Below are 17,721 nucleotides of genomic sequence, written 5' to 3'. Positions count from 1 at the left end.
TTTCTAAGCCCAAATATAGCCGAACTTAGCTCTGTGAGAGGCAAATACATCAACATGCTCATTAAGCCAGCGGACCAAACGAAACTCGACTGCGGTGCGGAATGCCTCCAATGCTTCGGCAAAGGTTTGTAAGGGTTTGGTTGCCCAACGTCTGCGGAATCCGCCGGTCAACTGATGCCAAAGGATGAAGGTGTAAGCGATGAACACTAAAACCCAATGACGCTTCATACTCAGAGCATCCCGAACTTGATACTCACTCAAACCCAACCAGCCCTTGGCTTCTCGATAGAAGACCTCCACCCAGTTGCGAGCAGAATATGTTTGAGCTACCCAAGCCGCACTGACTTGGTTGTCAGAGGCATTGGTGAGAAAGTAATCCACCTCCGTCGCTTGCTCGAAACTAGAGGCATTGAGTTGAATCGCCAGCCAGCGAGTGCCTTCGAGCTTCGGAACGTGAACTGGTAACAGCGCCACCCAAACTGTCCGGGGCTGCTCCAGATTGAGTTGCACAGGTGTGAACTGCTCCACTGCCAAGGTTTGAGCAATAGCTTCTAATCCCTGCTTACGAGCAGACTCATCACCTGATGTTTGAGCAGTAACTTGGCGGTTTTTGGCGATTGCTGCCACGTAAGTTAGGTTTCTCGACTCCAACTGCTTGAGAAAAGGCGTGTTATTACCGTAGCCTGCATCAATTACAGTCACACCCGGTCGATAACCGCGCTTCAAGCATTGGTCAACCAAGTCTAGAGCCAGGTCAGGTTTTTTCTGGAAGTTGGGGTCTGCCTTGCCTTGCTCGAATAAACTTGCGTGTTGATAGAGTGCAACATCTAACGGCAGACGTCGCACTCCATCATACAAGTAGGTAGTCAGCAGCACAATACCATTGTCAGTCTTGCCAATCTCCCCAATGTACTGCCGTCCTACCCCATCAGTAGCCGCACCACTTTTGCGATGTCCCGAATCATCTACAATCAATGTGAAACCTTGACTCGGGGTCGTCTGGCGACACTGGTGCATCACCTCCAACCGCCGATTATTTAGCTTGACTTCATCCCAAGGGGCATTGTTGAGAAAATGTCTGAGGCTGTTGTAGGAGCCATCTACTGTATTTGTGACCAGTTGGCTCAGGTTTTTGCGCTGACTCTCACCCAGCAGTCCCCCTAGATAAACACGAAATTCCTGCCGCTGCTTCTGACGCGAAAATACATCATCAAACCGACGACACCAGTTCTCAAAGCACTGCGGCATCGCTGCTGGTACTTGATCTTTCACCTTACGTTGCTCCTGTCGAGACTGACGTAAAACGCAACTCCTACCCGCATTCTAGCTCAATTTGCTCCATCTTTCTTACAAAGTCCCATTAGGTCAAAACTACTAACATTTTAGTCATAGGGACAAGACTCCCAGACATCACTCCCCTGCTCCCGCTCAATCTCCCTCAACTCTTGCTGCCACTGAGAATAGGTGGATGAGTTGGATGGGTATACGTTTAAAGGTTCCCAGCGCTAGCCGCGAGCTTGGCACTTCTACTATTTCATCGCTCGCTTGCTCCTCAACAGGTGCTTCTGGAGATTTTATCGGTTGTGCAGCCTGGTCTAGAGAAGGTATTCTCGCTCTAGAATCAGCGCTTTCTTCAGTCTTTTCAGGACGTTGGCGTTTGATTAATTTCCGGTATTTTTCCATCATAGAGCTGTCAGGAATGAGGGAATCTGCTCTACCTAAGATAGCAAGCGCGGCAGAGGTTAGACGCGCTCGTTCTTTGGATAGCCCTCGCTGTTTGGGGTGCTTGCGCGGGTTGCTTGCAGAGCGGAAATGCTCTCGGACTTTTTGCGCATAGCTTAGCCGCGATCGCTCTTGCAACCTGCTACCCATTCTCTTGCCACTGTCTGGAGCATCTATCGCTGTCCTGTAAGGTTGCTGTTCTCCAAATACTTCTCCTTCCTCGCTCAGCAAGCGAACTGCCAACGATTATAGTCTGTGTAGAAAACTAACAGTATTTTTCCTTGCCAACACAGTAGATTTGCGATGCGATACGTGCGGAACGCGCATCCATGCGACCTTCGCAACTTCTTCCATTGCTTTTTACCTTAGCCGCTACACTCTGGCTTTATTCTTCGTCTGCTTCACCAGTACTGGTCTAGGCTTCTTCTTTTTGTGATGGGGATCTTCGATTGCCTGCGTTCCTAGAGGACGGCAGCTTTCACAATACAGTGGTCTGGGTCCATAAGTCTCCCGCTCTGTAGGTTGGCTGCACTGCTGACACAGAAATTTGTACAGGCGGGTGTGGATCGTGCGATTGTGGGCGCGGACTGTGTATTCTCTAACGAAAACTTTCTTTGACGGCATGAAATTTAACTACTGAACTGCTGGATTAACTTCAAGATATTCAACTGGAATTGGAATGAGAGAAAGACTAAACTACTGAATTGGAAGCAAGAGTCATGCTTTTTCTACTCTAGCTGTATGAGCGACTCTAGCCTAGCTAACAGCTTCTCTAGCTCCTTCGCCTTCTTGGGATCGTGCCAAACTTTGGCTTGCTTGACTCGCTTGTAGGTATCGGCGAAGCGGTGTTGGAGAGTCAGTTCTGCTTGGGGAGGCGCTACTGGCTTCATTCGTTCGCGAATGGCTGATAAAGATAGGCGTTCGTTGAGCACGGCTTCCAGTAGTAATCCACGTTTTGTTGGGTCTTTTTCTTTAGCAATTTCCAGACCTTTAGTATATTCAATTTTGCCAGCCCGAATTGCTTCTAGCACTTCGCTCGGCTTTCTCAGCAAAGGTAAGTAATGGGAGACAAACGATTTCCACGTACTTTGACCCAAGAAATTAAAAACAAGGGCGATCGCTTCCCCTTGCTGGCTACCCACAACGTTGTGGGTAACTTTCCCTTTCACTTCATTGTCCATGCGGTAGAGTAGGCTGACCGCTTCGTCAATTGAGCAATTTAGCTTCAGGGCTACTAATTTGAGAGCGCCATCGGCATATTCTAAAGGACTAAAGTCTTGTCGATTTGTATTTTCAGATAGGGATGCCTCAAACGCTTCTTCGTCCGTCCAGTGATAAACGATAACTGGTACGGAGTCTAGAGCAATAATTTCAGCAGCTAGATGGCGGCGTAATCCAGCTACCAGTTCGTACTCTTGGGAGCCACCTCCAGGCAAAGGACGAACCCAAAGTGGAGATTGGATAGCATTGGGAGCAATATCGCTCTCTGCCCACTGCTTCAGCTTCTCTCGATCGTAGTAGTGGCGGACTGGTTGACGATCGGGAGTAAAGCTAAAGGTGCGATGGATAGAAGTGCGAGGGACAACTCGGCGATCGCCTGCTTGAGTAGTGATCCCCGTAGCTGGAGTGTTGTTGCCAAATACAAAAGCTTTAAGGTTTGATTCCTCAACTAAGCCGGAACCTTGGACTGCTTCTTTAAGAGATCTTCTTGTCATGGAGCACCTGCAATACTTCGTTGAATAAGTTATTGTATGCTGCCGCCGCCGATGAAGCTTGTTCGCTTCGCATTTGAAACACGGTTTTGCGCTGACCTGGAGCATCGGTAATGCAAGTGAGGTCATTGATGACTATCTTGGATAGCTTGAGCGGACAATCCGAGAGCGCCTCTTGCGCTTCCCGCAGCAGCACCGAGCGCTTGCCTTTGGCAGCATTGAGAAAGAGTACTGCCTCCGGCATTCCGCCTCGCAGTTCGCGGACGTGTCGCACGAACTGCACGATCGTACCGCTACTGCGGAGATCAAATTCAGAAGGGCGGTTAGGCACTATAGCGATATCGCATCGTCCCAAAATAGATTTAGTAATTTCTCCAGCATTACCTGGTCCATCTACCACAACAGCGCCGTACTGACGTGCCAGCGCTGGCAATTCCTCAAACAACTGCTCTGGATCATGCATCTGAGTGGCGTTTATGCCAAGGTCTTGCATCCAAGGCGAGCCGCTCTGTTGTCCATCAGCATCAACAAAGATTGTAGAACATAATTGGTTTAACCAGTAAGCGAAATGTCCGGCTGTGGTTGATTTTCCCGCTCCCCCTTTTTGATTGACAACGGCATAGATTTTGTGTGGCAGAATTTTGCTTTTGCTCATAAAGGCTCCTTGTGTGTGAGCCGAATGCATAAAATTTATAGCATCAAAATTTCCGTTTTGACTGTTCTGAGGTAAAAAATAAAAAGAATTAGTGCCAGCACCAAAGGACACTAATTCTATATACTTTTTGTTAAATGTTTTACTTCAGCGCCAGGAGCGCCACTGAAGCTGCTCCCTCAACTGCAACACGAAACGACGTGCTAAATTTAGTGCTTCACGGTATTCTTCTTCACCTTTATGCTCCGACCAACCGCAGCCAGTTTGCTCCTTAATATAACCGAATGCCGCCGAATGCAGCAGAGCAGAATTATTCGCGAAATTTGGCTCGTGTCCTTTTTCTTGCACGCGAGCGATCGCCGCCGCTAACAGTTGCACGGGACGATCCACTAATGAGCAGCCGTGAGCGCCATCCTTGATTAGCCCCCGTTGCATGAATAGCTCGTTCACCAAGCTCCGTACTTGCGAGCCATACTGCGCTTGCATTTCTAGCTTAGCTTTGTCGAGACGGACGACGCGATCGCTCTGGGGAACTTCTACCTCTGCTATTGCTAACTCTGCCTCCAATCCTTTGAGAAAGATATCGTAGGCGGCTGCTGGCATTGTATCTTTCAGCCGCACGCCGCCAATGACAATTTCTCCATCAGCATCTAAGTCCATCCCGCGCTGCTGTAACACCACTTTTTTCCGATAATCGCTGTAGGAGACTAATTTGCCTTCCACCAAGATCTGCCAATCTAAGCCGACATGATGCAAAAACGTCGCTGCCGGCAGTTCAAAATTCGCTCGGGATTTCGTAATTTCTACGCCCGCAGGAATATCAGACCAAGCGGGAGCGATCTGTACTTGCCTATCGTCCAGCACTGCTTCCACTTGTACTTGGTAAGTTCTCTGGTTTCTGATTTGAGTTAATTTCTCGGCTATAGCATCGACTTCTTTTTGCCAAGGCAATACAGGAGGTGGCTGGCTGTGCTCTGAGGGAAAGCCGATCTCCAACTGAGTCGTGTTTGCTTCCAAGTCGCTGCTACCGTTTGAAGACATTTGGGATAGTGCACGATCGGCACTTGCGGCTGATAAACTCTCAGTCCGTTCGAGTTCTTCGATTAAAGAAAATTTTGGCACAAGTGCATCTTGTTCTACCACAGGCACGCGCAGCTCTAATAGATCTCCTGGTTTGAGCGTGCTAGTGTTGGATAATTTCAGCACAGTTTCGCCTGCTTCGTAAGCGGCTGTGAGTCTGGGTCTAGTTGGTTTGTCTTTTGGGGCATCTTTGATCGCATCAGATGCCATGCCATGCTGAAATTGCTCAAATAATGGACGTAAGCCCAAAGCGGAATGGGTAACGACCACAGCCCAGTTAGGGTGAGTCACTTCTGGAAAAGCGGATGCTGGCGCTCCTGGCACTTTCCGCAATGCTCGCCCCCACTCTTGCTCAGCGGGAGACATTGATTTGAGGACACACAAGCAACAGGAAACTGAGATAAATTTGTGATCGAAACCTACGCCCAGCATTCCGCAATGAACTATGACGTATTTTTCGTCAGCGTAGAATTTTTCCAACAGTACGCTAGCACGACCCGCCAGATCGTATTGCTCATGTTCTGAGTGAATGACAACCACTTTCCCCTCAAGGGCGGGGAAATTTTCTTCTAAAAGCTTTGCAACGCGGTGAGTGTGAGAAATGTTCAGCGCCCGCACTAGCATGGCATGGGGTTGTCCTGTAGTAGAGCGCTTGGAGAGTAGAATTTGGACTGCCATCTCTAGCACAGGCAAGCAAAAGGAATCAGCTAAGAGAATTTGGCGAAACCAGGCGCGATCGCTTTGTGCTTTGAGAAGAAATTCTTCTGGATCGTACTCGATCTCCTGACCGTCCTCTTCAACCAAGAACGCAGTGCTAGTAGCCTCTTTGTACATCAGTTTTTTGATGGGAGAAGGATTTAGCTTCCACGCATCCTGAATTGTGAATTCATAATCTGCCACCGGAGCGTATCTAATCGCCTTTTTGCCAAACTCGTCCGCATCTTCTACTTCTTCATAACGTATATAGGGTAAGGGTTGACTGTCCGAACGAAATTTGGAACCCGTAAAATAAGTAATCAGAGAATGCTTGAAATAGCTGAAAATAGTGCGATAGCTAGCAGCGGCAGAAAAGTGCGCCTCATCGCAGATAATCACACCAACTGATTCTGGTTCGAGATCGCCCCGTTGCACTAGATTTACCAAAAACTGGCGATTGCCTACGAGCATATCTGCTTGATGTAAGGTGTAGGCGTAGCTGTTGAAATTGCTGGCATCTAGCTCTACTATTCGGGGTGGCACAACACCAGAAGGCAAAACTTTCAAACTATACAGCAGCCACCGCTCGTAAATCGGTCGATGTTGGCGATCGCAGGGAAAATCCTTGACAAATCTATTACGCAATGTGCAGTTATCGCTCAAGAAAATCGCCTGTCTTCCCCGCATCCAGGGAGCTATTATGTATGGGACGAGCGCCTGCATCAATGTCTTCCCTGTACCGACTCCTGCCAAAATTAAAGCCGCAGCTCGTTCGGTTAAATCCATTTCTCCCGTACAAGCTTTTTGATAGATTGCTAGCAAAGCTTCGATTTGATGAGGGTACAGTTGCGTTTGCCCTGATATAATTCGAGCCAGCACGAGCTGGTGATAGGCAAGGAAATAGTTGTCCACCGTGCTACTCCTAGCTATGGTAAGGTCGAGCCGACTTCTGACGGTTACAGTTTTTACATAAAGCCAAGGCATTCCACACTTGGGTTGCCCCTCCCTGGGAGTAAGCTATTCTGTGGTCGGCTTCAAAATTGTCCCGACTTAAACATACACCGCAAATCTCGCACTGATAATTAGCGCGACGCAATATCAGAAGTTTTTGAGCCGGGGAGAATAGCCTTCGCACACTCAGCACCTACGTTTTTTGACGATGTTTTTATATTATCTTTTCAGAAAGCGTCCAAGGCGACTGGCAAGCTGCCGAAATTGGGATAGGTAGCGATATCATTCCAAGCCCAAGCACGATCGGTTAGCTCTGCTCGCGCTCGTTGCTGTAGTTCCAAGGCACGAATGCTGCCAGATCCAATTGAAGTAGCTCAGGACAAGTCGAGAGAGTTACCTCAGTCTGTTGCCACACCTTGCCAAAGAGCGTTTTGTCGTCGATGCCAACAATCGGAGCAATCTGTCCAAAACAGTGCATCAGTCAATCTCACATTAGTCGTAATTTCTCATAATTAGGTTGGCTGGCTCCGACTCAAAGTGTAACTGGGGAGCAAAATCCTCACCCTCTGGTGGCGATCCCCAAACCGCAATGTGTGCGCCGCGCTTTCTGAGAGTTATGCATATATAGGTAACAATTGGGCGTTTTCCTTTAAGAAATGTTGACGCTTCTCGATCCCCCTGTTAAGAAGGAGCTGTGCGCGCACGACTAGTTTGACAAATCTCAAATTCCAGGAGGTTATGACATGGATAGTTCAATCGCGCTTCCAGTGGCAGTATTAATCCTCGGATGGCTCTTGGCTGCCGCTATTGGCTCCTGGGCTTACTTCGCTGGTAGCAGTCATGAAAATGATAAATCGTTCCGCCTACCCAGATTTGTGACGAAGCGATAAGCGATTGGTAAATGTAGTCGGAAGTTTCCCAAGTCCTTGATGTTGGTTAGGAAACTTTACTTCACAAACCAGGAGTTATATTCTCATTGTCATCGGTGTCAGATGCAACAGTCACTACGATTGTGCCGCTCGCTTTGGCGAGCGAACCTCAACACTCAGCCTTTTTTGCTGCTGCTGAGTGGTAAAGTCACGCCACAGTTGGGCTAACTTTCTAGCTTCATCATGCCATGCGGAATTGATTCGATACACCCGTCGCGGTCGTCCGCGCCCTTCGACTTTGTGCCAACTACTCCAGACCGCGCCCTCCGATTCGAGAAACTCTAACGCAGCATGTAGGATCGTGTCCGAGAGGCGATAGTTGGCATATTCGCCTTCGAGCTGTGCAATTAGCTCAGTACCGTAAGATTCGCTCTCCAGCAACACCGATAGAATGTAACAAACTGCTTGCTCCTGACAAAGATAAATCGGTGGGGGACTGGTAAAAAACTGATGGATATCTTGAAGCTGCATCATCGACTCACTTCTAAAACGAAAATCACCTGCTATACTCTTACCGAAACAAAATTCTGCCATAATTCATGCTTCTACAGCTAGACGGTTTCATCGACCGCATTTGCTAATTCAACGTCTTGGGGTGCAAACAGAAACAGCCTTGGTGCTAGATATTGTTGCTGTCCATCTATTGCGCAAGTTGCCCCAGCTACAAAGTCCACCGCTCGCTGTGCTAACTCTACATCCAACTGAGTCAAGTTCAAGACTAGCGGTTGTCCCTGCCACAAGATTTGAACCGCTTGCGTCACTTGTTCAAAAGACCGTAGTTCCATGACGACGATTTGTGGTAGTTGTTGCTCTAATCGGTAGTCTTTCGCTTCATCTGCTGTCAATCTCGTCTTTTGTCTGAACTTCTGCCGCATTGCACCCCCAAAAAAAACCGCCCTCAATTTTTGAGCCTTCTGTTGTACCATTTGGCTTTTAATACGCTACAGTTGAAGAAAAGAGACATTTAAATCTGTGAGTCATGTCTGGGAGAGTCAAGCTCAAGATTAACGAGTCGGCAGAAACGCTCCTCACTCTTTTAAAGCAGCAAAAAAGTGCAAGTGGGAAGGAAAGAGTACAAGCACTGTATTTGCTCAAGACTAAGCAAGTGGAAACGGTGCAACATTTAGCAGTGGTATTGGGACGGAATCGAGTCACAGTACAAAGGTGGTTAAGTCAATATCGCCGTGGTGGGTTGAATCAGCTATTAGAAGTAGGCAAAAGTACGGGAAGAACACCATTAATTCCAGCAGAGGCGGTAGAACGTTTAAAACAAGAACTGAGTGAGCCAGAAGGGTTTTCCAGTTATCAGGAGGTCAAGCTATGGTTAGCAGCAGAGCTAGGGATACGCGTGAAGTATGACGTGGTACATAATCTAGTTCATGACAAGCTAAAAGCTGACTTGAAAGTAGCAAGATCAAAAAGTAGCGAGCAAGAGCCAAAGGCAGTAGAAAACTTTAAAAAAGAACTGCCTCAAAAGATAACAAGTGTAATCAAGGAGGTACAAAAGCAATCAAAAAAGTTTAAGAGAGTGCGGTACTGGTGTGAAGATGAAACTAGGCTGGGATTGAGGACAATTCAGAGACGGAGATTGACATTAAGAGGAGTCAAACCTGTAGGAAGCTTTCAATTTAGGCGAGAAAAATAGTATGTGTATGGTGTTGTAGAGCCTCAAAGTGGAGAAAACTTTTTTCGGGAAATTTCCCATTTAGACACCCAGTGCTTTCAGGAATTTCTAAATGATTTTAGGCGAGCTTATCCTGAAGATTTAGATATTATTCAGTTAGACAACGGCTCATTTCATCCTACCTCCAAACTCAAAGTTCCCGAAAATATCATCCTTCTGTTTCAGCCAGCCCACTGTCCAGAGCTTAATCCCATAGAAAGGCTTTGGGAACAGCTCAAAGGTTTTTTAGGTTGGGAGGTTATTGATAATTTAGATGCGCTCAAAATTAAAGTTAGACAGATTCTCACCTCGTTTAGTGAAAAAACTATTAAAGATTTGACTGGATGGAAGTATATTCTCAGGTCTTTAGAAGTCGCAAATATTTAACCAAATGGTATTCTCGACGCTTGATGGTGATGATCATCTTTATCATGAGGTGTATCCTTCTTGATTATTGTGGATTCTGGAAATGCTGTTCAAAAACTATGTTGCGATTTGCAAAACAATCTTGCCGCGCGTGCGCCCGCTCTGGGAAAGCTGATGTGCCTTTTTCACTTCTGTGAGTGGCAGAACCGTTTCGATGTGTATTTTCAATCTATCCTCGTCAATCAGACGATTGATTGCGGCCAATTGCTGCGCGCTCGGCTGACAAAAGACCCAAGCGACTTCTACGCCCAATTCGCGAGCTTTTTCTTCAGATGGAGTCTGCACTGCCGAAACCAGGAAGCCGCCCTTTTTCAGTGTTTGGAAGGCTCGCTCCAACGTGTCGCCGCCGATCGTATCGAAAACGACATCAACGTCTTTGACGACTTCTTCAAACGGTTGCTGCGTGTAATCCACGAATTCATCCGCGCCCAAATCGCGGACGAACTGTTCGTTTTTGCCCGAAGCCGTGCCGATCGCGATCGCGCCTTTGGCTTTGGCAAGCTGAACTGCCATCGAGCCGACTCCGCCAGACGCTCCAGTTATCAAGATTTTCTGCCCGCTGCTCAGATGCGCCACATCGAACATCGCTTGCCACGCCGTCAACGCGGCAATTGGAATTGCTGCCGCTGCTTCAAAAGTTATGCTTTCCGGTTTCAGCGCGATCGCGTCCGCTTTTGCAACCGCATATTCGGCGTAACCACCGGAGAGGCTGGCAAGGGTGATCCCATAAACCGCATCGCCCTGCTTGAAACTTTCAACGCCATCGCCCACCGCTTCGACGGTTCCGGCGATATCGCCGCCCAGAATCAGTGGCAGTTTGAACCCGAACTGTTCGCCCATCCCATCGCGGATCTTCCAGTCAGCCGGATTGACTGCTGCGGCGTGAACTTTCACCAGAACTTCGTCTACTTTCGGCTCTGGACGTTCGACATCGGTGTAATTCAAAACGTCCTCATTACCGTATGCGTTAATTACGATTGCTTTCATTTTTTTCCTATGTTTTATTCAATCGGTATGACAAAATTACTCGATTACTCATCAAGACCTACTGCACGAAGCCAAGCTGTGCGCCGTCCAACGATCTACATTTAGATCGACTGACCGCCAGAAACGTGAATTCTCTGAGCATTCACCTATCGGCTTACTGATGCGATCGACTTGATTAGTTCGCTGTGTAACCGCCATCTATTACCAACGGTTGTCCCGTAATATAGCTAGCAGCATCAGAGCAAAGAAAAACCACCACCTGAGCGATTTCTTCTACCTGACCTATGCGACCCATGGGAGCCATAGCCGCGAGATCGTCAGTCGAGAGCCCCGTCTCGTCGATGAAGCGATCCATCCCCTCAGTGGCAATCGATCCGGGGTTGACAGCATTAATCCGAATCCCTTGCTTGGCATAGTCAAGGGCAGCAGCTCGCGTCAGCCCCATCACCGCATGTTTGCTAGCAGTATAGGGAGAAAACCCTGAAATCCCATTTAAACCACCTACTGATGAATTATTGACAATTACACCAGAGCCTTGGGTCAACATCTGTTGAATTTCATATTTCATGCTCAAGAACAGCCCCCGCACATTGATTGCCATCAGTTTGTCAAACTCCTCCACAGATTGTTCGTGCAGGGGGTCGATCGAACCCTGAATCCCAGCGTTGTTAAATGCACAATCAAGTTTGCCGTAGGTGGCAATCGTTTTCTGCACTAAGGCTTGAACATCGGCTTCGCTCGATACGTCCGATCGCACAAACAAGCACTCAGCCCCAGCATCGCGAATCAGAGCGGCAGTTTCTTCGCCTTCCGAGTCGCGTCTGCCTGAGAAAACAACTTTTGCACCCGCAGCACCGAAAGCGATCGCAGTTGCTCTGCCAATTCCCGATGTGCCTCCAGTAACTAAGGCGACTTTGTTTCAAGGATCATGATTACCTCTGGTTCTAAAACGATTGGTCAGCAAAGTGAAGCAGGGCTGTTTAAAGTTTGAATTAGAGGGACTGACCCCCAGAAACTTCAAAGATACCGTAAGGGTCGCGATCGCTGTCATTCAAGATTTAGCCTTATCTCCATCTGGTGCCTTAAGGGTCGCCATATCAATAACTAGACGATAATGGACATCTCCTTGCTCCAGCCGCTCGAAACCTTCATTGATATCCGCAGCCGAAATCACTTCGACATCCGCTGTAATCTTGTGCTTGCTGCAGAAGTCCAACATTTCTTGAGTTTCTAACGTCCCCGCCGACCCCGAACTGGTTAGCCGACGACGACCCATTGTGAGGAGGACAGGAGTGAAGTCCATGCGATCGGGGATTCCCAGACAGCACAGTGTGCCATCAAGGTTCAGCGCCAGCAGATACGGATCGAGTAGATGTCGCGCTGATACCGTGTCCAGGATGAAATCAAAGCGGTATTTCTGAGCCGCCATTTTCTGGGCATCAGTCGATAAAATCGCCTCGTCCGCACCCAGTTCCAGCGCCGCCGCAAGCTTTTGCTTGGAAGTCGTAAAGACAATCACATGAGCGCCTAGTGCATGGGCAAATTTGATTGCCATATGACCGAGACCGCCGATTCCAACAATTCCAACCGTCTTTCCAGGTCCAATGTTCCACTGATGTAGCGGCGACCAGGTTGTTACTCCCGCACAAACTAACGGTGCCACACTAGCTGGATCGAGACCGGAGGGCAGATGATAGACAAAATCAGTTTTGACAACATATTCATTCGAGTAGCTGCCGCGCGTGATGCTGCCATCGTGCCTGTCGATGCCATCGTAGGTGGTCGTCGGAAATTCGCGACAATAGGATTCCTCGTGGCTTTTGCAGGGTGGGCAGTGCCCGCAGGAATCGACAATATTGCCGACTACCACGCCATCGCTAATTTGGAATTTCGTCACTTCTGCGCCGATTTCTGTCACTTCGCCCACCATCTCATGCCCTGGTACCAATGGAAAGCGGCTATTGCCTCGAATCGCGTGCAAGTCGCTGTGGCAAACACCACAGAACCGAACCTTCACTGCAATATCGTTGGGTCGCAATTCCCGTCGCTCAAACGCCCAAGGAACGAGGCAATCGCCCTGACTTAAAGCTGCAAGCCCGTAACAGAGACGCATATTTTTTTTGGATTCAAGAGCGGTGGTGCAAGGCATTTGCATTTCTTCCTTTTCGTGTTCCTTCGGGCGTTTCTCAGACAAAATCGTTAGAGGAAACCTATCGGCACACTCTAGTCGCTCTTGACTGCGCTACCATCCTTCACGGGACATAGAATTCCTGAAGAAGCCTTAAAACGTGCTGACGTGATGTCGTCCGATGTTTACATCATCTGGCGGATCGGGCGGACAATCACTTCATTAACATCAACATCGTTCGGCTGGGACACTGCATACAAGACCGCTCTGGCGATCGCCTCCGACGTTAGCGCAGTTTTGCGGAGTTCTTTCAAAAATCCTTTGGATGACTCATCGGTGATATCAGAACCAAGTTCGGTCTCAACGACACCAGGGGATATGGTAGTGACGCGAATATTTTGTGATTCCTGACGTAACCCTTCAGATATTGCCCAAACCGCATACTTGGTCGCGCAGTAAACTGCCGCAGTGGGTGCTACCACATGGGCACCAATGGACGCAGTATTGATGATTTGCCCGCCACCTTGCGCTTCCATAATCGGTAGCCCCGCCGCGATACCATTCAACACGCCCCGGATATTCACATTAATCATGTTGTCCCATTCCTCGACTTTCAGAGCAGTCATCGGAGATAGGGGCATCACGCCTGCATTGTTAAAGATGACATCAACGCGACCAAACTTGTCCTTGGCAAACTCAATAAATGCTTTGACATCTTCGCGATCGGTGACATCGACCGCTTTGAATTCAGCGATCCCACCGGATGAGCAGATATCTTTCACAATCTTTTCTAGCTTTTCCGTGCGACGTGCGCCCAAAACTACTTTTGCCCCGTTTTGAGCCAGTAACTTGGCGGAGGCTTCGCCGATACCGCTACTAGCTCCAGTAATAAGAATGACCTTATCTTCAACATTTAACATTGAAACCTCCTACTTTTGCGATGTTACTGGAAGTTTGATCTTATTTTCTTGGAATAGCTCTTTGAGAGTTCCTGCCGCAATTAGGGCGCGGGGATATCCAGATGTCACTGTAGTGATATAGATAACTTCCATCAGTTCTTGTGGAGTCACGCCATAATTGAGAGCATACTGGGCATGAACCTTGAATTGTGGCATCGTGCCTTGGGCAGCAAAGCCAGCAAGAGAGATCGGTTGACGGGTTTTGTTATCTAGTACCTCCCGACCCCAGATATCACCCAGGGAGTATTTGAGAGTTAAGTCAGCAAGCTCTGGAAAATCCTTTTGTAGTTGTTGAAAATGTGCTGGCAGACCATTCCGGCCTGTCAAGCTGTTTAAAACTCTTTCGCCTCGTTCTTCGCGTATTTGAGTCTCCAAAGGTTGAGAAACTGCTTGTTGTGCTTCAAAGGAGCGCGAATCATTGTTGCGATCGAAGAGTTCGGAGAAAGAAACTGCTGCTTGTGCTTGGAAAAAGCACATAAAAATTGTTCCTGCAAGAATTAGAGTTAGAAATTGCCTACCCATAATTTTCTTTCTATTTGGATTGATTTGAATTAGAGCGACTGACCACCGGAGACTTCAATTCTTTGGGCATTCACCCATCGGTTGTCTTCAGAGAGTAGTGATGCGATCGCGCCCCCAATATCATCCGGCAAACCAACCCGACCGAGTGCAGTTAGGGAAGCAATCTGTTTATTCATTTCTGGATTATCGCGGACTGCACCACCCCGGAAATCAGTCTCGATCGCACCAGGAGCCACCACATTTACCGCAATCCGTCTCGGTCCCAGCTCCTTCGCCATGTAGAGGGTTAGAGTCTCCACCGCGCCTTTCATACTTGCATAAGCGGCATAGCTGGGAAAGATAATCCGCGTCAAACCAGTAGAAACGTTTACAACTCGTCCGCCGTCATGAATCAGTGGCAGTAGTTTCTGAGTGAGGAAAAAAACGCCCTTGAGGTGAATATTCATCAAATGGTCAAAATCCTCCTCGGTCGTCTCGGCAAAGATGAGTGAACGCCTGTTCCAGCGTTATTCACCAAAAAATCAAAATGCTCGGCTTGCCAGTTATTTTTGAGTACCTGCTGGACTTGTCCGGCGAAACTATCAAACGTTTTAGTGTTGGCAGTATCGAGTTGCAGTGCTATGGCTTTAGCGCCGAGCCGTTCAATCTCTGCGACGACGTTTTTCGCTTCCTCGGCATTGCGATGGTAAGTAACGATGACAGCAACCCCTTTTTTCGCCAGATGCAAAGCGGTACTTTTGCCCAGTCCTCGACTCGATCCCGTTACCAATGCAATTTTGGTCATTATTTATCTTTCTGCTGTGTTGTTTGAATGTATTCATCGTAGGGTTGCAGATTGGGTTCTTCAATACACAGACCTCGCAGTTTATTGCCTAATCCTCCAGATTGTGATCTTGGGGCTGGATAAGAATGTTCTATAATCTGCGAAAGAAGATAAGCTCCAGAGACTATGACAGACAGACTCATCGTTGATCGATGTCGAGAACTAGCCGCCCTGATTAACCGCCATACCAATGGTGACGGTTTTCATCAAACGAGTATCGCGCCGCTAGGATTCACGCGTGAGTCTTCGACGAGTACGAGGCTGCATGGAGTCAGCACCCCGATGCTGGCGATCGTGGTTCAGGGTAAAAAAGGTGCAGCGCTGGGTGAGGAAATCTATCGGTATGGTGAGGCGCAATATCTGGTTGTTTCAGTCGATCAACCGATTAGCGGATTTATTATCGAAGCGACTCCCGATCGCCCCTATTTAGGATTCAAACTGGAGCTTGACCCGCGCGAACTCTGTGAGATTATTGCTGTCCAAACCAATGCGTTGGCAAAGCCTCTCAGAATGAGAATCGCGGGTAAGAAAGAAACTTCAGTCCGAGGCTTTTTCGTCAGCACTGCCGACGTATCATTGCTCGATTGTGCGCTGCGACTGACCCGATTATTGGATACCCCCCAAGATATTCCGATCCTGGCGCCGATGATGATTCGCGAAATCTACTACCGCTTGTTAATTGGCGAACAAAGTGAAGCAGTTCGTCAGATTGCGACATCAGGTAGTAACATGCAACGGATCGCGGCAGTCATTCAAAGCATCAAGGTGGATTTTACCAAACCCATGCGAGTTGCCGAGCTCGCCGAGCAAGCCAGCATGTCGCCTTCGTCTTTCCATCACCATTTTAAACAAGTGACATCAATGAGTCCACTGCAATATCAAAAGCAGCTCCGACTCCTAGAAGCCCGTCGGCTCATGCTGGCGGAAAATTACAATGCGATTACGGCTGCCGATCGGGTCGGCTATGAAAGTCCATCCCAGTTTAGCCGAGAATATGCCCGCTTATTTGGTGCGCCGCCCATTCAGGATATCGGGCGTTTACTCTCAGTTAGTTAAGTTGATGGTCGTCAAACAGGAGGCAATTAGGTCGCGGGTGATTTGCTCGTTCGGCGGCTGCGCGCGGCTTGGATACTGTCGCAACATTCAATTGTGTAAAATATGAATCGCAGCTTCATTCGCTTTGATCGTGCAAAACCAACAGGCACCCATTTTATTCGGACAAAAGGTTGCGTCTTCCTACGACAAGCAAAATGCTCTTTGGGAGACGGGGCGCGAGGCGCTCTTTTCGTTTATGCGCCTGATTCTCTCAGAGCTTCCGGCTGATGCACGGATTCTGTGCGTTGGTGCCGAAACCGGAACGGAAACGATCGCTCTGGCGCAAGCCTTTCCGCAATGGCAATTCACGGCGGTCGAGCCGGCATCCGCGATGATGGAAGTTTGTCAACGAAAAGCCGACGAAAGCGGCATCACCTCGCGTTGCACGTTTCATGAAGGTTATCTCGACTCGCTGCCCGCTTCGGAGCCATTCGATGCGGCGACTTGCCTGTTGGTCTCTCAATTCTTAAAGCAAGCGGAAGAGCGGAGTCGCTTTTTCGGTCAAATCGCTCAACGCCTTCGCCTCGGTGGAGTTTTGATCGGTTCCGACTTAGTTCTGGGTATGTCACCGCCGATTTATCAGAGCTTGATTGAAGTTTGGTTGCGAATGCAAGGCTCAGGCTGGAGTGAGGAAGACATCGAAAAGATGCGCGCTGTTTGGAGTCTTCACATTACGGCTTTAACCCCGCCTGAAATCGAAGCAATCATTGCAGTGGGCGGCTTTGATACTCCAGTGTTGTTTTTCCAAACCCTTTTCATTCACGCCTGGTTTTCAAAGCGAACAGCACCGGATTAAAAGTCCCCAACAGCCGCTGACGATTTTGCATCAATCAAGAGATTTCAAGTGGATTTAATGAACCTTAAGACTGAAGGTGCGCTTTGAAAATACCATAATGCCAGCGCAGAGTCGCAAATGGCACACCCTGCCGATGACAGTGACACGAATAGCACAATTGGTGTGCCGTACAAATGGTGGATCGCGTCCCACACAGTGTGCAGCAGCCATCCAATACCAATGAAGCGATAATTCTGTAAGCCCCAGTAAGCTATGCAAGTCATCACCGCACAGAATGCAAATTCCCAGATCGGTAAGCTGCCGTTGAGATATGCAGCTCCTGCTCCGGCAATCATAAGGGCACTAAAATTACGACGGTTCGGCTCTTTCAATAGAGAGCAGGCAGCAATGAAGACTAGGGCGACAAGAAGGGGCGCAATTAGCTGTGGAATCGTTAGTTCGGGTCTGGCTTGAATTAGCATATGATTGCTCTACTGTATTTGCTGCAAATTGCTTCGATTGGAATTGTGAATCTTTAGACTTCCAATCCGTTTTGCCTCTTTTGTTGAAGTTCCATTTTTGGAAAGCGCGATCGTAGGCA

Annotated in this window: 20 protein-coding genes and 2 pseudogenes; 5 read left to right on the top strand and 17 right to left on the bottom strand. The window is 48.4% G+C overall.

The window, feature by feature from the left end:
• Nucleotides 1-3: 3 nt before the first annotated feature.
• The 8 genes from N4J56_RS38605 to N4J56_RS38575 all read right to left on the bottom strand — a co-directional run bounded on the left by N4J56_RS38605 (nt 4) and on the right by N4J56_RS38575 (nt 7,291).
• The gene (locus tag N4J56_RS38605) at nt 4-1,272 is read right to left on the bottom strand and encodes an IS701 family transposase (protein WP_317104593.1); all 1,269 of its coding nucleotides are present in this window, start codon (nt 1,270-1,272) and stop codon (nt 4-6) included.
• Nucleotides 1,273-1,428: 156 nt separating this feature from the next.
• Nucleotides 1,429-1,965, bottom strand: coding sequence for a hypothetical protein (locus N4J56_RS38600; protein WP_317112244.1), 537 nt, complete (start codon nt 1,963-1,965; stop codon nt 1,429-1,431).
• 129 nt (nt 1,966-2,094) lie between these two features.
• On the bottom strand, nt 2,095-2,346 hold the full coding sequence (locus N4J56_RS38595) for a hypothetical protein (RefSeq protein WP_317112243.1): 252 nt from the start codon (nt 2,344-2,346) through the stop codon (nt 2,095-2,097).
• A 104-nt stretch (nt 2,347-2,450) separates the two neighbouring features.
• A complete protein-coding gene (locus tag N4J56_RS38590) occupies nt 2,451-3,437 on the bottom strand; it encodes a ParB/RepB/Spo0J family partition protein (RefSeq protein WP_317112242.1) in 987 nt (328 codons plus the stop codon).
• Nucleotides 3,418-4,089: a ParA family protein gene (locus N4J56_RS38585; protein WP_317112240.1), complete on the bottom strand. Its 672-nt coding sequence runs from the start codon at nt 4,087-4,089 to the stop codon at nt 3,418-3,420. The genes N4J56_RS38590 and N4J56_RS38585 overlap by 20 nt, the downstream gene beginning before the upstream one ends.
• 144 nt (nt 4,090-4,233) lie before the next feature.
• On the bottom strand, nt 4,234-6,774 hold the full coding sequence (locus N4J56_RS38580; protein WP_317112238.1) for a DEAD/DEAH box helicase: 2,541 nt from the start codon (nt 6,772-6,774) through the stop codon (nt 4,234-4,236).
• Nucleotides 6,775-6,784: 10 nt separating this feature from the next.
• Nucleotides 6,785-6,997: an HNH endonuclease signature motif containing protein gene (locus N4J56_RS41730; protein WP_158631834.1), complete on the bottom strand. Its 213-nt coding sequence runs from the start codon at nt 6,995-6,997 to the stop codon at nt 6,785-6,787.
• Between the two features lie 123 nt (nt 6,998-7,120).
• The gene (locus tag N4J56_RS38575) at nt 7,121-7,291 is read right to left on the bottom strand and encodes a hypothetical protein (RefSeq protein ID WP_158631835.1); all 171 of its coding nucleotides are present in this window, start codon (nt 7,289-7,291) and stop codon (nt 7,121-7,123) included.
• 265 nt (nt 7,292-7,556) lie between these two features.
• Here N4J56_RS38575 and N4J56_RS38570 point away from each other — a divergent pair, with 265 nt between their 5' ends.
• Nucleotides 7,557-7,703, top strand: a complete 147-nt coding sequence (locus N4J56_RS38570) for a hypothetical protein (RefSeq protein WP_317112187.1) — start codon at nt 7,557-7,559, stop codon at nt 7,701-7,703.
• 114 nt (nt 7,704-7,817) lie between these two features.
• Here the strand turns inward: N4J56_RS38570 and N4J56_RS38565 are convergent, their stop codons facing one another.
• Both N4J56_RS38565 and N4J56_RS38560 read right to left on the bottom strand, forming a co-directional pair.
• Nucleotides 7,818-8,213 (bottom strand): PadR family transcriptional regulator, encoded by a 396-nt coding sequence (locus tag N4J56_RS38565; protein ID WP_410500844.1) that lies wholly within the window; start codon nt 8,211-8,213, stop codon nt 7,818-7,820.
• A gap of 80 nt (nt 8,214-8,293) precedes the next feature.
• Complete coding sequence (locus N4J56_RS38560) at nt 8,294-8,668, bottom strand: cell division protein SepF (protein WP_317112235.1); 375 nt, start codon at nt 8,666-8,668, stop codon at nt 8,294-8,296.
• A gap of 53 nt (nt 8,669-8,721) precedes the next feature.
• Between N4J56_RS38560 and N4J56_RS38555 the strand changes: the two genes are divergently transcribed.
• A complete protein-coding gene (locus N4J56_RS38555; RefSeq protein WP_317108154.1) occupies nt 8,722-9,387 on the top strand; it encodes a helix-turn-helix domain-containing protein in 666 nt (221 codons plus the stop codon).
• 3 nt (nt 9,388-9,390) lie between these two features.
• Entirely contained in the window at nt 9,391-9,792 is a 402-nt protein-coding gene (locus N4J56_RS38550) for a transposase (RefSeq protein WP_317108155.1), read from the top strand.
• A gap of 96 nt (nt 9,793-9,888) precedes the next feature.
• Here the strand turns inward: N4J56_RS38550 and N4J56_RS38545 are convergent, their stop codons facing one another.
• The 6 genes and pseudogenes from N4J56_RS38545 to N4J56_RS41725 all read right to left on the bottom strand — a co-directional run bounded on the left by N4J56_RS38545 (nt 9,889) and on the right by N4J56_RS41725 (nt 15,214).
• Entirely contained in the window at nt 9,889-10,818 is a 930-nt protein-coding gene (locus tag N4J56_RS38545) for an NADP-dependent oxidoreductase (protein WP_317112234.1), read from the bottom strand.
• Nucleotides 10,819-10,993: 175 nt separating this feature from the next.
• Nucleotides 10,994-11,737: pseudogene (locus N4J56_RS38540) on the bottom strand (SDR family oxidoreductase); the annotation flags it as partial.
• A gap of 132 nt (nt 11,738-11,869) precedes the next feature.
• On the bottom strand, nt 11,870-12,931 hold the full coding sequence (locus tag N4J56_RS38535; RefSeq protein ID WP_410500843.1) for an NAD(P)-dependent alcohol dehydrogenase: 1,062 nt from the start codon (nt 12,929-12,931) through the stop codon (nt 11,870-11,872).
• Between the two features lie 200 nt (nt 12,932-13,131).
• The gene (locus N4J56_RS38530) at nt 13,132-13,866 is read right to left on the bottom strand and encodes an SDR family oxidoreductase (protein WP_317112231.1); all 735 of its coding nucleotides are present in this window, start codon (nt 13,864-13,866) and stop codon (nt 13,132-13,134) included.
• Between the two features lie 9 nt (nt 13,867-13,875).
• Nucleotides 13,876-14,427, bottom strand: a complete 552-nt coding sequence (locus N4J56_RS38525) for a carboxymuconolactone decarboxylase family protein (RefSeq protein WP_317112230.1) — start codon at nt 14,425-14,427, stop codon at nt 13,876-13,878.
• Nucleotides 14,428-14,456: 29 nt separating this feature from the next.
• A pseudogene (locus N4J56_RS41725) lies at nt 14,457-15,214 on the bottom strand (SDR family NAD(P)-dependent oxidoreductase).
• A gap of 162 nt (nt 15,215-15,376) precedes the next feature.
• Between N4J56_RS41725 and N4J56_RS38510 the strand changes: the two are divergent.
• Both N4J56_RS38510 and N4J56_RS38505 read left to right on the top strand, forming a co-directional pair.
• A complete protein-coding gene (locus N4J56_RS38510; RefSeq protein ID WP_317112226.1) occupies nt 15,377-16,306 on the top strand; it encodes an AraC family transcriptional regulator in 930 nt (309 codons plus the stop codon).
• A gap of 130 nt (nt 16,307-16,436) precedes the next feature.
• A complete protein-coding gene (locus N4J56_RS38505) occupies nt 16,437-17,141 on the top strand; it encodes a class I SAM-dependent methyltransferase (RefSeq protein WP_317112224.1) in 705 nt (234 codons plus the stop codon).
• Nucleotides 17,142-17,185: 44 nt separating this feature from the next.
• On the opposite strand, the gene N4J56_RS38500 is transcribed toward N4J56_RS38505, so the two are convergent.
• Nucleotides 17,186-17,602: a DUF6010 family protein gene (locus N4J56_RS38500; RefSeq protein ID WP_317112223.1), complete on the bottom strand. Its 417-nt coding sequence runs from the start codon at nt 17,600-17,602 to the stop codon at nt 17,186-17,188.
• Nucleotides 17,603-17,721: the final 119 nt, after the last annotated feature.

The sequence above is a fragment of the Chroococcidiopsis sp. SAG 2025 genome (genome assembly GCF_032860985.1).
In the GTDB taxonomy this organism is placed as follows: Bacteria; Cyanobacteriota; Cyanobacteriia; order Cyanobacteriales; family Chroococcidiopsidaceae; genus Chroococcidiopsis.
The sequence above is the reverse complement of the archived record's forward strand: the minus strand, read 5'-3'. Positions and strand labels throughout refer to the sequence as shown.